Source organism: Saccharopolyspora sp. NPDC049426 (genome assembly GCF_040676935.1).
In the GTDB taxonomy this organism is placed as follows: domain Bacteria; phylum Actinomycetota; class Actinomycetes; order Mycobacteriales; family Pseudonocardiaceae; genus Saccharopolyspora.
The window spans coordinates 465,840-480,783 of record NZ_JBFAPZ010000002.1 but is presented as its reverse complement, the minus strand read 5'-3'; the positions used below and the strand labels follow the sequence as shown (position 1 = coordinate 480,783).

Here is a 14,944-nt window from a genome sequence, read left to right as displayed (position 1 = left end):
ATGGACATCGTGGGCGAGGCCATCGCGTCGATGCGGGCGGGGGCGCCGACCGCGGCGCGCTGCGCCGTGCGGGCGCCGTGGGGCATGCGGTTCTCCCGCATCGGCGGCGCCGGTTTCCACGTGGTCCTGCAGGGCTCCGCGCTGCTGCTGCCGCCGGACGAGCAAGAGCCGATCCGGCTGAACGTGGGCGACGTCGCCTTCGTCTCGCACGGCCGCAGCCACGCGCTGGTCGACGACCCGGCGAGCCCCCAGTTCGCGATGCCCGAGACCGGCGACGACGATCTGCTGATCCCGCAGGGCGAGGGGGAGATGACCTCGATGCTCTGCGGCTCGTACTACCTCGACGACATCCGGCCGCACCCGCTGATCGCCGCGCTCCCCGAGGTCATCCACCTGCCCGCGCAGATCGGCGGGGAGACTCGCGTTCAGTCCATCGTGGACCTTCTCGGTTCCGAGATGGACGAGCGCGCACCGGGTTCCAGCGCTGCCGTTCCCGCGCTGCTCGACCTCCTGCTGCTCTACATCGTCCGCACCTGGTACCGCAGGCAGGCCGAGCAGGGCCGCGGAGGGTGGGCCGCAGCGCTGCGGGACCCCGCGATCTCCACCGCTCTGGGCCTCATCCAGAGCTCCCCCGCCACGCCGTGGACGGTGGCCGGACTGGCCGCCGAGACCGGGCTCTCCCGCGCCACCTTCGCCCAGCGCTTCACCGACCTCGTCGGCTCGCCGCCGCTGACCTACCTGACGTGGTGGCGGATGACCCAGGCCGGCCGGCTGCTCGCCCGCGACGACCAACCGCTGTCGGCGATCGCCCGGCAGGTCGGCTACCAGTCGGAGTTCGCCTTCAGCAAGGCGTTCAAGCGCGAGTTCGCCGTCTCACCCACCGCCTACCGGCGGCGGCAAGGGGACGCCGCTCGCATGGTGACGGCCTGATCAGCGCTGGTAGCTCTGCTCGTCCAAGCCGCTGAGAGTCGGATCGTAGGCGACTTCGCCGACCTCGTACATCGAGGTCATCCAGTGGTAGAAGTTGTCGCCGCGCTCCCGGAGGATCTCGTAGAGCCTGCGCATCAGGCGGCCTCGGACCTCCGCCATCTCCGGGTGCGGGTAGCGGTTGATGAGCTCGTCGGGATCGGTGTCGAGGTCGTAGAGCTCGTTGACCGAGTCCGGGTTGACCACGAGCTTGTAGCGGTCGGTGCGGAGCATGCGCTGCGGGTACGGGAAGTGGTGACCGTGGAACTCGCAGACGATCTCCTCGGCCCACTCCACGTCGTCCGGATCGGACAGCAGCGGGAGCAGGCTCCGGGAGTCCACCGCCGGTTCCGGGTCGATCCCGGCGAGTTCGAGGATCGTGGCCGTGCAGTCCAGCAGGCTGACGAACTCCGAGCGCACCACTCCCCCGGGCTCGCCGGGAACGCGCACGATGCCCGGAGTCCGGTAGATGTCCTCGTACATCGCCGGGCCCTTGTCGTGCAGCCGGTGCGAACCGGTGAACTCGCCGTGGTCGCAGGTGAACAGCACCGCCGTGTCGTCGGCCAGACCCAGGCGCCGCATCGCGTCGAGCACCCGGCCGATCTCGTGATCGATGAGCGCCACGTACCCCCAGTACACGGCGATCAGCTTGCGGGTGGTCTCCAGCGGCATCGTGTCGAACGTCCAGTGCGCGCTGTAGTTCTGCTGCACCGGGGGTTTGCCGTGGAAGGTCTCGGCGACCGAGCGCGGCAGCGGCACCTCCTCCGGGTCGAACATGTCGAAGTACTCGTCGGGGACGATGTAGGGCAGGTGCGGGCCGAAGAAGCTCAGCTCCAGGAAGAACGGCTTGTCGTGCTCGCGCACGTCGGCGGCGTAGCGCTCCATCAGCTCGATGGCGCGGGTCGCCAGGTAGTGCTCGAATGTCGCCTCCACCGGCTGGTGCAGCCGCGCCGCCAGCAGGTTCCCCGGGCCGCCGTTGGGCAGGGTGCCGCGGATGCGGTCGCTGATCTCGTACGGCGGCAGGTCGTTGTCGGCGAGGTAGGCCAGGTAGTCGGGGTGGTCGACCGGGTTGTGCCAGCCCGGGAGGTCCGGGCCGTCGAAACCGAAGTCACCGGCGGACTTCCGCGTCCCGACGTGCCACTTGCCGATGAGCCCGCAGTTGTAGCCGCGGCCGCGCAACGCCTCCGAGAACGTGAACTGCCCCTCGGGCAGGTCCTCGATGTAGCCGACGTTGCGCTCGTAGTTGGCCAGCAGCTTGTGCCGGAACGGTGCCTGCCCGGTGAGCAGGCTGGCGCGCGCGGGCGTGCAGATGGCGGTCGGGGTGTACCAGCGGTCGAAGCGGGTCCCGGTGGCGGCCAGCTCGTCGAGGTTCGGCGTCGCGGCCATCGGGTTGCCGTAGGCGCCGAGGGTGTCGGTCCGGTGCTGGTCGGTCATCAGGAACAGGACGTTGCGCTGGTTCACGGTTGGCCCGCCGAGGTGAACAGGTCGCCGGTGTAGTAGTTCTCGGGGCCGGTGCTGCGCTTGAGCTGGCCGGTCCCGGCGAAGTAGGAGTCCATCGTGGACAGCCAGTTCCGCACGGTGCCGTCGGCCGTCATTCGGTCCAGCTCCTCGGCGCCGAGCACCTGCACGTTGGCGGCGTCGGCGCGCACCTGCGCCGGGTCCTTGTCGAGCAGCTCGGCGGTCAGCTCGATGGTGCGCTCGGCGTTGGCCGAGCGGTACCGCATCGCCTCCCGCAGCACCGCCAGCACGCGCCGGGCCTTGTCCTGCTGACCGCTCACCACGTCGTTGCCCGCGACGAAGGCGGTCGGGAACTCCATCTCCCCTCGGAAGTCGGAGTTCTTGGCCAGCTCGACCAGCCCCGGAACCTGCTTCTTGATCGTGTCGATCGCCGGGTACCAGAACCCGGCCGCGTCGATGCGCTTGGCCGAGAACGCGGAGACGATCGTCGAGGCGTCCATCGGCACGACCTTGACGTCGTTCTTCGTCATGCCCGCCCGGCGCAGCGCGAGATCGAGGATCATCTCCCCGGAGGTGCCCTGCGGAACCCCGATCGTCTTGCCCCGCAGGTCGGCCACGCTGCCGGTGCCGGGCTGCGCGATGACGCGGTCGGCGTTGCCGAGCGTGTTCAGCGCGACGACCTTGGCCTGTCCGGAGGCGGGCAGCCACATCGCGCCCGGCCCGATGTAGCCGAAGTCCAGGTCACCGCTGCCCAGCGCCTGGATCTGCAGCGGCCCGTTGGTGAACACGCTGGCGGTGGCGTCGAGACCGTGCTTCTCCCAGAGCTTCTGGTCCTCGGCGACCGCGAGGAGGCTGGCGCCGTTGTAGTCGCCGATGTAGCCGAACCGGACCTCGTTGGACGCCTCCGAACCGCCACCGCATCCGGTGAGCGCCACGACGAGTCCGGCGAGCGCGCCGGCGAGCCATCTCTTCCTGCTGGTCATGGCGTCCTCTCAGTCCCGCGCCTGGAGGGCGCGGTCGTTGTCCTGGTGGTAGACGGAGTTCCAGACCCGGTTGCGCAGCGCGGTGAACTCCGCGCTCAGCCGGACCTCTTCGGTGCGCGGGTGCGGCAGGTCGACCTCGACGACGTCGTAGATGCGGCCGGGCCGGGAGGCCATCACGATCACCCGGTCGGCCAGGTACACGGCCTCGTCGACGTCGTGGGTGATGAACAGGACCGTTCGGCGCTCCTGGTCCCACGCGCTGAGCAGCTGGTCCTGGAGCTTGACCCTGGTCAGCGCGTCGAGCGCCCCGAAGGGTTCGTCCATCAGCAGGATCGCGGGGTTCACGGCGTAGGCGCGGGCGATGGCGCAGCGCTGACGCATCCCGCCCGACAGCGCCTTGGGCAGCACGTCGGCGAAGTAGGTCAGCCCGACGACGTCGATGAAGTGCTCCGCGCGGGCCCGCCGCTCGTCCCGGGGCACGCCCGCGATCTTGAGGCCGAACTCGACGTTGCCGCGCACGGTCAGCCACGGGAACAGCGCGTACTGCTGGAAGATCACCCCGCGATCCGGTCCCGGGCCGGAGACCGGGACGCCGTCGACGAGGGCGCGTCCCGCGGTCGGTTCCTCCAACCCGGCGAGGATGTTGAGCAGGGTGCTCTTTCCGCATCCGGAGGGGCCGACGACGGTGACGAACTCGTTGTCGGTGATCTCCAAGGACACGTCGTCGAGCGCCACGAGCCGATCGCGGCCGAGGTCGAAGGACTTGGTCACGCCGTCCAGGGCGATCTTGGGGTTCACCGCTGCTCCTGCCATCCGGTCAGCTTGCGTTCGGCGAGCAGCAGCAGCCGGTCCATGGCCAGGCCGAGGACGCCGATGGTGATCAGGCTGACGAAGATCGTCGGTAGGTCGTAGTACAGCTGGGCGTTCTGCATCCGGAAGCCGAGACCTTCTTGCGCGGCGATGAGTTCGGCCGCGACCACCGTCGCCCACGCCGACCCGAGGCCGACGCGCATGCCGACGAGGATGAACGGCGCGGACGCCGGCACCACGACCTTGCCGAAGATCGTCGCGTCACCGGCGCCCAGCACCCGCGCGGCGTTGATCAGGGTCGGATCCACCGTGACCACTCCCTGCAGCGTCGAGATGACGCAGGCCAGGAACGCGGCCAGGAAGATCACGAAGATCTTCGGGACCTCGCCGATGCCCATCAGCACGATCGCCAGCGGGATGATGGCCAGCGGCGGGATGGTGCGGAAGAACTGCACCCACGGCTCGGCCAGCGCGCGCACCGGCCGGTACCAGCCCATCAGGAAGCCCATCACGACCGCCAGCGCGGTGCCCAGCGCGAACCCGGCCAACACCCGCCCGAGGCTGGCCGCGGTGTCGTCGAGCAGGGTTCCGTCGGCGGCCATCTCGACCGCCCTGGCCGCGACCTCGGGCGGTGCCGGGATCTTGACGCCCAGCGCGGCCAGCGACCACCACACCCCGATGCCGAGCAGGATCGAGGCGGCGTTGAGCACCAGAGGTGCGCTGCGCCGGCGCGGCGCGGGCCCCGGGTCGCCCTTCGGCGCGGCATCGCGCTCGCTGAGAACTGCCATGGTCGGGGACTCCTTCAGGCCGGAAGAGCGCGGATCGGCGCCGGTTCCGGGTAGTCGGCGAGCAGGGGTGAGCTGCGGAAGAGCGCGGCCAGCGCGCCGGTGGCGCCGTCGTCGTCGGCGAGCCGCGCGCAGCGGAAGGCCGGTTTCGCGGCGACCCACGGGAACAGCTCGGCGCCGACGGTGTCGCTGGTCTGCTCGACGATCACCGGTGCCAGCTGGGCGATTTCACCGCCGATCACGACCTCGGCCGGGTTGAACACCATCGCCACCGCCCCCACGGCCCGCCCCAGCGCACGAGCCGCGTCGCGCAGCACCTGCTCGACGACGGGATCGGCGGAGCTCGCCAGCTCGTCGAGGGAATCGACGTCGGCGCCGCGTTGCCTGCAGGCGGCCAGCATCGCCGGAACCGAGGCGACCGTCTCCAGGCAGCCGTCCTTGCCGCAGCGGCAGCGGGCACCACCGGGGACGACGGTGACGTGGCCGAGTTCGCCTGCCAGGCCGGTGGCGCCGGGCACGAGCCGCCCGCCGATCACCAGGGCGCCGCCGACGCCGTCGGACAGGCGCACGTAGAGCACGTTCTCGGCGCTGGCATCACCCGCGAGCGCTTCGGCCAGCGCCGCGAGGCGGGTGTTGTTGTCCACCATCACCGGAGCGCCGAAGCGCTCGGCGAAGGAGACGTCGACGTCGTCGCGCGCGGCGGCGAATCCCGGGCCGAACGCGCCTTCCGGGGCGTGCGGGGCCGACGAGCGCGGATGCGGCCCGGTGACGCCGATGCCGATCCCCTGCAAGGCTCGGAAGTGCACGCCCCGCTCGGCGCTGAGGCGGTCGACCAGCTCGAAGGCGGTCTCTATGCGCTCCGGCCACCCGGTGCTGTCGTGGTAGGTCTGACGCCCGGAAGCCAGGATCTCGTGGGCGGCGTCGGCGATGGCCACGTGCACCCGGCGGTGTCCGAAGTCCACGCCCAGGAACTGCCCGGAGTTGGGGTCCAGCGCGAGCCGCTCGGCGGGCCGGCCGCTTCCCGCCCGTGACGCCGCATCGGTGTCGACCACGACGACGGCGCCGTGTCGCAGCAGGTCACGGGTGATCTCCGAGATGGTGGTGCGGGAAAGTCCGACCGCTCTGGCGATCTCACCGCGGCTCAGCGCACCCCGCTCGCGGAGCGCGCGCAGCACCCGCTCCTGGTGGGTGTGCCGCACCAGCGCGTGCGCCTCGCCTGGCAATCGCATGTCGGACATGCTCGAACGACTCCATTTTTCCGGCAAGGGTCCGACAGAATCGTTCTGCGGAGTGGAACTCCCTCCGCTGAGCTGCACGAGCGCCCCGACCGATGAGTTTTCGCCCGGCCGGGAGTCCACACGTGCAGACATTCGAGATCAAGGAGAGTTCTTCAGATGCGCACCCTCATCAGCTCGGCTTTCGTCTCGCTCGACGGCGTCGTGGAGGCACCCGGTGGCGAGCCCGGGTACCGCAACTCGGGTTGGACCTTCAAGCACGTCGAGTTCCTGCCGGAGGCGTTCGAGATCAAGGGCCGGGAGCAGCAGGAGGCCACCGCGATGCTGCTGGGCCGGGTCAGCTACGAGGCGTTCAGCCCGGTCTGGCCGTCGATGGAGGACTTCGCCGAGTACAAGGACATGCCCAAGTACGTGGTGTCCACCTCGCTCACCGACGACGCGCTGGTCAGCGACTGGGGACCGACCACGATCCTGCGTTCGGTGGACGAGGTCGCCGCGCTCAAGGAGACCGAGGGCGGGCCGATCATCATGCACGGCAGCGCGGCCCTCAACCGCGCGCTCTCCGACGCCGGGCTCATCGACCGCTACCACCTGCTGGTCTTCCCGCTCCTGCTCGGCGCGGGCAAGCGCCTGTTCAGCAGCTCCGACAAGGACGCCCAGAAGCTCCGGCTCGTCGAGCACGAGATCTACTCCAACGGGATCCAGAAGAACGTCTTCGACGTCGTGCGCTGAGGACCGGCGGGCTCGGCTCCGCGGCCGAGCCCGCCGGCCGTTCAGCGGGTGCGGACGTCCTCGTCCAGCACGCGAGCGATGTTGCGCTCCGCGAGGGCCGTGATGGTGACGAACGGGTTGACGCCGGTGCTCCCCGGGATGAGGGAGCCGTCGGTGACGTAGAGGTTGCGGTACCCCTTGACCCGGCCGTAGAGGTCGGTGGCCTCGCCCAGGACGAGCCCGCCCAGCGGGTGGTAGGTGAACCGGTTCTCGAATGCTCTGGTGTCGCCGAACAGGTCGTAGCGGTAGCTGGTGCCGTTGACCGAGTTGATCCGGTCGAACAGCTGCTTGGCCGCGTCGATCGACGGCTGCCCCTGCTCCTCGCGCCACTGCAGGACGGCGCGGTCGGATCCGGGGTCGTAGCGGAACGAGCCGCGCTCCAGGTTGCGGGTGATCGCCAGGTACAGGCTGGCCCACGTCTCCAGACCAGCTGGAACCGGCGCGATTTCGGCGAACACCGGGTTCACCGGGTCTTCCCACGCGTCGATGCCCAGCGCCGGCATCCCCGATTCGAGCGGTCCGACCAGGTCCTGCATGTGGTTGGCGCGGCCGAGCATCACGTTGCCGTTGGTGCCCCAGCCCTCGCCGACGGCGTCGCCGAGGTTCGGCAGCTTGCCGGTGTCGCGGGCGCGCACCAGCAGTTCGGTCGACCCGAGGCTGCCCGCGCCGAGGAACAGGTAGTCGGTGGTGAGCTGGCGGACGTCGAGCACGTTGCCCAGCTCGTCGATCCGGCGCACCGACAGCGCGTAGCTGCCGTCCTGCTGCTGGGCGATGTCGCGGACCTCGCTCAGCGTCTGGATGGTGACGTTGCCGGTGCCCAGGGCGGCGGCGAGGTAGGTCTGGTCCAGCGAGCGCTTGCCGTGGTTGTTGCCGTAGATGACCTCCGACGCCAGCGCCGAGCGCGGCACCAGGCCGTCCTCCTCGCGCCGCATGTAGTCGAAGTCGTAGACGCTGGGAACGAACGTCGTCTTGTACCCGGCCTCGTGGGCGGCGGCGCGGGAAACGCGCGCGAACTGGTAGGAATCGCAAGTCTCGAACCAGTCCTGGTCGATGTGGTTGGTGCCGAGCATCGAGTTGGCCAGCGGGAAGTACCTGCCGTACATCTCATCGGCGTCGACCTCGGGCAGGATCTCCTCGAAGTACCAGCGCTTCGGGGTCACCGCCATCGCACCGTTGACCAGCGAGCCGCCGCCGACGCCGCGCCCGACGTAGACCGACATGTCGCCGTGGTTGACGCGATCGAGGACGCCCGCGTAGGGCTCGATGTCGCGGTTGGCGATGTCCAGCCACAGGAACGAGGCGAGCGGCGCTTCGGTGCGGTTCTTGAACCACATCGCCCTGCGGTCGGGGGCGAGCATGTCGGAGAAGATCTTGCCGTCCTCGGCCGGGGTGTTCCACAACCGGCCCATCTCCAGCATCACGGTGGGCACGCCCGCCGCGCCGAGTCGCAGCGCGGTGACCGCGGCGCCGTATCCGGTTCCGATGACCACCGCCGGGACGTGCTCGGTGGCCTGGGCGGAGTGTCGTGTCGAGATGGTGGTCAGCCCGAGCGCTGAGGCGGAACCGAGGGCGGCCATGCCCATGAAGCGGCGGCGGGAGGTTGGAGCGCGCACACCGGCCCTTTCTGTCGTTGACGCAGCCTTACAACTGTTGTCAACGATGTAAAGGTCAGGAAGTGACGCCCAACCCGGGAACGAGACGCCGGTGCAGGTAGGCGCGCAGCTTCGAGTCCGACCGCGATCGCTCGCTCTCGAACTGCACGAGCGACACCAGCCATCGCAGGCAGGTCTCGGCGATCTCCTCCAGCTCCTCCTCCAACTCCGGCTGGAACTCCAGCAGCGGCAGCAGGAACGAGCGCGACAGCTCCAGCGCCCCAGGACCGACCGCGTCACCGTCGAAGAGGATCGTGCCGCGCTGCGGGAAGGCGATCGGCGCCAGCGCGGGACTGCTGCGGAACTCCGAGCGAGCCGCGACCATGACCTCCACGACGTAGTCGGCGGCCGACGACGCCTCCTCGCGCGCCCGCTCTATCACTCGTGAGATCACCTGGACGGCAGCGGCTTCCAGCGCCTCGGCGACGAGCTGGTCCAGGGTCCCGAAGTGCGCGTAGATCGTCGGGCGGGACAGGCCGGAGAGCCGGGCGACCGAGCTGATCGACAGACCCTCGTAGCCCGCGGTCGCCATCCGCTGGATCGCCGCGTCGACGATCCTCGTGTGGACATCCATCCCGGTAGTATCCGACGCCCGGATTTGCCGGGTGCTCCTGGTCGGTCCGGTTCGCCGGTCAGTCCGCCGCCGCGACCGAAGCCGCGGGCGGGACCACGGCAGGACGCCAGCCCGCGAACCGGAGACCCCCCGAGCCCTGCGCACCGGTGTTGACCACCAGCCCGCCGTCGAATCCGATGCCGATGAGCGTGATGGCACCGTTGGGCTCGACGACCACGGCGGGGTGATCGGTGACCGCTCCGCCCACGTCGGTCCAGCCGGCTCCGGCCCGATCCGCGACGTGGACGTGTCCCCCACCGTCGCGAGCCACCCGGACGAGGTCCGCGAAGCCGTGCGGACCCGGCCCGGCCGCGACCGGATCACCGATCCCACCAGGTCCGGGCGAGGTCGCCGGGACGTCCCGCCAGCCCTGCGGGGTGAGCGTCCGCTCGACCAGCTCACCGTTCCGATCCGTGCGCACCAGCAGCCGGATCAACCCGTCGCGGTCGCGCTCGGCCAGCGCGCCCGCAGGCCGGGCAGGACCGATCGGCACCACCTCGGCACCCGCTGCTCCGGCCCGCGGAAGCCGCCAGTGCAGCACCTGGCCGCGCGTGGCGGCGAACACGTGCTGCACACCGCCGTCGGGGACGATCGAGACGCCGTCCTGGACGTCGGCACCACCGAGATCGGTCCAGGGTTCCCACCGCAGGCTCGCCGGCGAGAGCTCCCGGCGGATGCTGACCGCACCGGCGGCGTTCTTCACCGCCAGCACGATGCGGCCATCGGCGTCCACGGCCGCGGCGGGCGGACCGTTCTGAGCCGGGTCGACCGCGCCGGGGGCGTCCACCACTTCCCACCGCCGGGACCAGGTGCCCGACCTGTCCGACCGCAGGATCAGTATTCGCGCGCCGTCCTCGCTCTGGGCCACCAGCACCGGCTGCCCCCGATCCTCGCCCAGCAACGAGACCTGCGGACGGAGCGGTTCCGGGTGCGGCATCGGCTCCGGGCCGCTCCAGACCCCCTGCGGAGTGCGCGTCCAGCGCACGAGGCCGTGCGCTCGCACCGAGAACGCCTGCACCGCACCACCTTCGCTTCGGGCCGCCCAGCTCCCTCGGCGCGGCCACCGGTAGGCGCTGTTGTCGCTCCAGCTCCGGTAGATGGCGCCATGGGCGAACACGTCATGAGGCACGTACGCGGCGAAGGCCTCGCGAGTCGTGCCCTTGTCCTCATCGGACAGACCCGAGGGGGTGTCGGCCACGTTGTAGTCGCGGTAGGTCAGCACCACCGGCGAGAGGGCGCGCGGCCGGTGCGCGGCGAGCGCCTCCTTGGCCAGCGCCGCGCCCGCCACGTGGTCCGGGTGGTTGTTCACCCCGACCCAGTTGGCCTGGTAGCGCCCGTCGGGATGGTCGTCCTGCAGGCGCACCACGGTGGGCTGGAAGGCGTCGAACAGCGCGGTCATGGACTCGACCACCGCACGCCGATCGAACAGCTGCGGGTGCTGCACCGCCGCACCCGCCGGAACCGTCGTGGTGACGGTGAGCGCCGGGTCGCGCCGCAGCCTGGACAACGCGTGCGGCCCCGGCTGCGGGTTGGCGTCTTCCGGCAGGTTCAGGAACACCAGCTTGACGTCGGGATCCGCGCGCAGCGCGTCGACCTCGGCCAGGCGCCCGTGCCCCACCGGCATCGTGCCGCGCAGCCACTCGTTGGGCTTGCGGGCCATCTGCGCGTAGGAGGCCCGAGTGCCCTCCTGCCTCGCAGCGCTGTAGCCCGCCTGGTCCGGCACGGCCGCCTCGCCCGCGGTGAGGTAGATGCCGGTCGTGGGGTTTCCGCTGCGCAGCCCCTCCGCCAGGTCCGGGTTCATGAACAGCAGATCGTCGTCGGGGTGCGCGGTCACCTGCGCGAAGTGCGCCTGCGGGGGCGGCGGCTCGGGCGCCACCGCGCCGCGTTGCGGTGGCGCCTCGCAGGCGGTCAGGAGCACGAGCGAGACCGCGAGGCCGAACGCGATCCTCCTGCTCATCGAGGTGCTCCCGCGGGTTCCCGGCGACGCCCCGCGACCTGCTGGATCCCGACCCCCGCGGCGAGCAGCGCGCCACCCGCTGCGGCCGCCAACCCCAGGCGCATACCCGGTGGCGTCCAGACGAGCTCCAACCGACCCGGCCCGGGTCGCCCGGCCGGCAGCGCGACCTCCAACAGACCGGCGGGTCCGGCGTGGGCGGGGATCTCGGAGCCGTTCCACTTCGCGGTGTAACCGGGCCAGGCGATCCGCGCGAAGACCAACCGCCCGGCACCTCCCCCTGTTCGGTGGACGTCGACGACTTCGGTGCCCGGCCCGTCGGAGACGTCGGAGACCGCGCGCAGGTGCGGCGAGGCCCAGCTGAGGTGTCCCGTTCCCGCCGAGGCCGGTTCATCCCGCCGCATGACGCTGATCCTGGAGTTCCGCTCGGCGAGGTGCCAGCCCTCCGGCACGACCGGTCGCGGGACGATCTCGTGCTGGACGGCGACCGTGTCCAGCAGGAGCAGGTCCGCGAGCCGGACGTCCGCGCCGGCCGGAGGACGCCACAGCGCGTCGTAGGCAGCCGGGCACGACGATCCGTCGTAGCCCAGGCACAGCACATCGGTGAACGCGCGGAAACCGATTCCGGTGTACGACCCGACGCTGTCCACATCAGACAGGAGGAAGGCGTTGCCCATGACCATGTCGCGCCACATCTCCCGCGACCCGTCGCCCGGTACCCGGTCGTTGAGCGCGGTGTCGGCGATCTGCAGCACCCGCCCCTCGTACCGCTCGGCGTAGTTCTCCCGCATCTGCTTCGGTGAGCTCGGGAAGTAGTACTGCAGGTCGGCGCCACCACCGATGAACCACAGGCACTGCGCGCAGAAGGTGAGCGCAGTGCCCACCTGCAGCACCACGAGCAGCGGTCCGGTCCCGCGGGCGCGGTAGACCGCCAGCGCCGCGGCGATCAGCAGCCCGATCAGGGCAGCGATGAGCACCGCACGGCCCAGCGCCACCGACCCCGGAGAGCGCACGGCGCTGAAATGCACCGCCAGCAGCAGGAAAGCGACCGTGGCAGCCGCGCGAGCGCGCAGGCGATCGAACCGAAGACCGGCGGCCAGCACCACCGCCAGCACCACGGCGAGGGCGAGGTAGCCGTAGTGCACCACCCGCAGCGGCCAGCGGAACATCCACACCTCGGACGGCCCGAGGGCGACCAGCAGGTACACGACCGCGATCGTCAGGGGTCCCGCGAGCTCGCGCCAACGGCGACGCACCACCGACCAGTCGCACCAGAACGCCAGCGGGACCGCGAACCAGCAGAAGTACACCGCGGGCACGCCCACGCCGGGAATGGCGGGGACGTAGGTCGGCATGCTGAGGTTGAGCAGGTCGTCCAGGTGCGGCGCGAGCGCTCCGCTGTCGTGGACGCCGCCCGAGGTGGTGCGCCAGGTCGTGTGCGCGGTGCGCACCAGCGGCAGGTACACCAGCGGTACGACCGCCCCGATCGCGGCCGACACCAGCACGAGCCGGCGGACACCCGCCCACCGCCGTTGCAACCCGGCCTCGACCAGCAACGCCGCGAGGACCACGCACACGCCGAGCAGGGCGTAGGGGTTTCCCGCCGTCACCGCGAGCGCGCCGAGGACGAAGACCCAGAAGGCGTTGGTGCGACCGCGAACCATGCGGCGCGCGGTCAGCCAGACGAGCGGAACCCACACGAACGCCAGCAGCGCGGCGGGCCACTTCGCGGCGTCGAAGTGCAGCAGGGATCCGGTCAGCGGCAGCGCGGTGGCGAGCGCGCTGGCCGACCAGCGGGCGGCCCCGTACTCGCGGCACAGCAGGTAGCAGCCCAGCGCGACCGCCACGAGCGCGAAGGTCCGCACGACGATGCCGGCGATCCCCACGTCCCCGGCGAGCGAGACCCCCACCCACACCAGGGCGTTGAACGGGCTCCAGACGCCGAACAACGTCTCGGCGGCGACGTTCCCGCCCATCAGCAGGTCCGGGTCCAGCACCGGCGGCCAGATCCCGTTCCGAACCTGCTGCCCCAGGTGGTACCACATGGGCAGGACCTGGGTGGCCGAGTCGTCGGCGTAGTAGAACCAGCCCGGACGCAGGACGGGCAGCTGCGCCAGGACGGCCACGAGCAGGCAGGTGATCAACGGCGCCGACACCCGGCCGGCGCTGCGAGCCACGTCGGGCTCGCGGAGTTCCGCGTTCTCGGCCGGCCCGGCCACGAGAACTCGTGTCACGATATCCTCCCCATCGGCAACGACTCACCGGGGCCCGGGCGGAGCGGGCGCTTCCGGGAGGTCAGGATCAGGCGGCTCACGAGGTACGTGGCCGGGGTCGCCACCAGACCGCCGAGCACGGTGGCCAGCAGCGGGTGGACGCCGACCACCTCGACCAGCAGAAACATCGCCCCGGCGCTGAGGCCGAGGTTGACGCAGTTCGACGCCGGGTACAGCAGGAACGTCCGCAACCGCGGCCGGACGCGGAAGGTGAACCGGCAGTTGAGCGCGTAGGACACCGTCATCGCCGCGATCGTGGCGATGACGTGGGCGACCAGGTATCCGAGGAGCAGCCACGTCGCGAGGTAGACCAGGTAGTGCACGACCGTGTTCACAGCCCCCACCACCACGAAGCGCGCGAACTTGCCGCTTTCGTTCAGTGCGCGCACTGCTGCCCTCCGCTGCCCGCCCCGGGTTCGGAGACCAGCGAGCTGTCGGAGGGGCGGCGGGGCGTGATCACCCGCGGGGCGCTGTGCCCGCCTTCCAGCGCAGGTCGCGCAACCGGTCCGCCTGACTCCTTGATGAAGTAGGGCGGCCGCTTCTTCGACTCGAGGTAGATGCGGCCGACGTACTCGCCGATCACGCCCAGCAGCAGCAGCTGCATCCCGCCGAACCCGGTGATCCCCACCATCAGCGTCGCGTACCCCGGAACACCGGGGTAACCGGCCAACGCGCAGACGATCACGTAGATGGCGTACACGAAGGCCAGCAGCGTGACCGCCCCGCCGACGTACACCGCCGCGCGGAGCGGTTTGCTGTTGAACGAGACCACGCCGTCGATCCCGTAGTTGACGAGCTTGCCGAAGCTGAAGCAGGACCGGTCGTACTTGCGGGTGACGTTGCGGTACGGCACGGTCGCGGTCTGGAAACCCAGCCAGGCGAACAGGCCCTTGGAGAACCGGTTGCTCTCGGGCATGGCCAGCATCGCGTCGGCCGCCCGGCGGGAGAGCACCCGGAAGTCGCCCACCCCGTCTTCGAGCGGGACGTCCGCGAGCCTGTTCACTCCGATGTAGTACAGCTTCGACAGCAGCGATCTGACCAGCGGTTCCCCGTGCCGGTCGCGGCGTGCGACGACCTGGTCGTTGCCGGAATCGAGCAGCTTGAGCATGTCCGCGATCAGCCACACCGGGTGCTGCAGATCGGCGTCCATGAGCAGGACGCGGTCGCCGGTCGCCTCGCGAATCCCGGCGAGCATGGCCGCTTCCTTGCCGAAGTTGCGGCTCAACGACAGGTACCGGTAGCGCGGGTCCAAGCCGCTCAGCCGGCGGGCCTCCTCGAGAGTCCGGTCGGTGCTGCCGTCATCGACGAGCACGACCTCGTACCGGTCCACGAGCGCGGGCAGCACCGCGTTGAGCTCATCGCGGAGCTCCTCCAAACCGCGCTCCTCGTTGAAGCACGGAATTACCACAGAAAGATCCATAATCGCACTCGCGCCTGGTTGGGA

13 protein-coding genes are annotated in these 14,944 nt (G+C 70.6%); 2 read left to right on the top strand and 11 right to left on the bottom strand.

Translation table 11 applies throughout. The annotated features are described in order from the left end of the window. Complete coding sequence (locus AB0J78_RS05455; protein ID WP_363787264.1) at positions 1-930, top strand: AraC family transcriptional regulator; 930 nt, start codon at positions 1-3, stop codon at positions 928-930. Here AB0J78_RS05455 and AB0J78_RS05450 read toward each other — a convergent pair whose 3' ends face one another. The 5 genes from AB0J78_RS05450 to AB0J78_RS05430 are packed head-to-tail and all read right to left on the bottom strand — an operon-like array spanning position 931 to position 6,231. Then, positions 931-2,427, bottom strand: coding sequence for a sulfatase-like hydrolase/transferase (locus AB0J78_RS05450; RefSeq protein ID WP_363787262.1), 1,497 nt, complete (start codon positions 2,425-2,427; stop codon positions 931-933). Then, positions 2,424-3,407: an aliphatic sulfonate ABC transporter substrate-binding protein gene (locus tag AB0J78_RS05445; protein WP_363787260.1), complete on the bottom strand. Its 984-nt coding sequence runs from the start codon at positions 3,405-3,407 to the stop codon at positions 2,424-2,426. Before AB0J78_RS05445 ends, AB0J78_RS05450 begins: the two co-directional genes overlap by 4 nt. 9 nt (positions 3,408-3,416) lie before the next feature. Continuing rightward, the gene (locus AB0J78_RS05440) at positions 3,417-4,205 is read right to left on the bottom strand and encodes an ABC transporter ATP-binding protein (protein ID WP_363787258.1); all 789 of its coding nucleotides are present in this window, start codon (positions 4,203-4,205) and stop codon (positions 3,417-3,419) included. Then, positions 4,202-5,005, bottom strand: a complete 804-nt coding sequence (locus AB0J78_RS05435) for an ABC transporter permease (RefSeq protein ID WP_363787256.1) — start codon at positions 5,003-5,005, stop codon at positions 4,202-4,204. Before AB0J78_RS05435 ends, AB0J78_RS05440 begins: the two co-directional genes overlap by 4 nt. A 14-nt stretch (positions 5,006-5,019) precedes the next feature. Next, the gene (locus AB0J78_RS05430) at positions 5,020-6,231 is read right to left on the bottom strand and encodes an ROK family transcriptional regulator (RefSeq protein ID WP_363787254.1); all 1,212 of its coding nucleotides are present in this window, start codon (positions 6,229-6,231) and stop codon (positions 5,020-5,022) included. Positions 6,232-6,396: 165 nt separating this feature from the next. On the opposite strand from AB0J78_RS05430, the gene AB0J78_RS05425 reads away from it, so the two are divergent. Continuing rightward, positions 6,397-6,969 (top strand): dihydrofolate reductase family protein, encoded by a 573-nt coding sequence (locus AB0J78_RS05425; RefSeq protein ID WP_363787252.1) that lies wholly within the window; start codon positions 6,397-6,399, stop codon positions 6,967-6,969. Positions 6,970-7,010: 41 nt separating this feature from the next. Here the strand turns inward: AB0J78_RS05425 and AB0J78_RS05420 are convergent, their stop codons facing one another. From AB0J78_RS05420 to AB0J78_RS05395, 6 genes are all read right to left on the bottom strand, one after another. Beyond that, positions 7,011-8,585, bottom strand: a complete 1,575-nt coding sequence (locus tag AB0J78_RS05420; protein WP_363787546.1) for a GMC oxidoreductase — start codon at positions 8,583-8,585, stop codon at positions 7,011-7,013. 91 nt (positions 8,586-8,676) lie between these two features. Next, a complete protein-coding gene (locus tag AB0J78_RS05415) occupies positions 8,677-9,234 on the bottom strand; it encodes a TetR/AcrR family transcriptional regulator (protein ID WP_363787250.1) in 558 nt (185 codons plus the stop codon). Between the two features lie 58 nt (positions 9,235-9,292). After that, positions 9,293-11,230 carry a PIG-L family deacetylase gene (locus AB0J78_RS05410; RefSeq protein ID WP_363787248.1) on the bottom strand — a complete coding sequence of 646 codons (1,938 nt, stop codon included), beginning with the start codon at positions 11,228-11,230 and terminating at the stop codon, positions 9,293-9,295. Further along, complete coding sequence (locus AB0J78_RS05405; RefSeq protein ID WP_363787246.1) at positions 11,227-13,461, bottom strand: hypothetical protein; 2,235 nt, start codon at positions 13,459-13,461, stop codon at positions 11,227-11,229. Before AB0J78_RS05405 ends, AB0J78_RS05410 begins: the two co-directional genes overlap by 4 nt. Further along, positions 13,458-13,889, bottom strand: a complete 432-nt coding sequence (locus AB0J78_RS05400) for a GtrA family protein (RefSeq protein ID WP_363787244.1) — start codon at positions 13,887-13,889, stop codon at positions 13,458-13,460. The genes AB0J78_RS05405 and AB0J78_RS05400 overlap by 4 nt, the downstream gene beginning before the upstream one ends. After that, positions 13,877-14,908 carry a glycosyltransferase family 2 protein gene (locus AB0J78_RS05395; protein WP_363787242.1) on the bottom strand — a complete coding sequence of 344 codons (1,032 nt, stop codon included), beginning with the start codon at positions 14,906-14,908 and terminating at the stop codon, positions 13,877-13,879. The genes AB0J78_RS05400 and AB0J78_RS05395 overlap by 13 nt, the downstream gene beginning before the upstream one ends. Between the last annotated feature and the right edge of the window lie 36 nt (positions 14,909-14,944).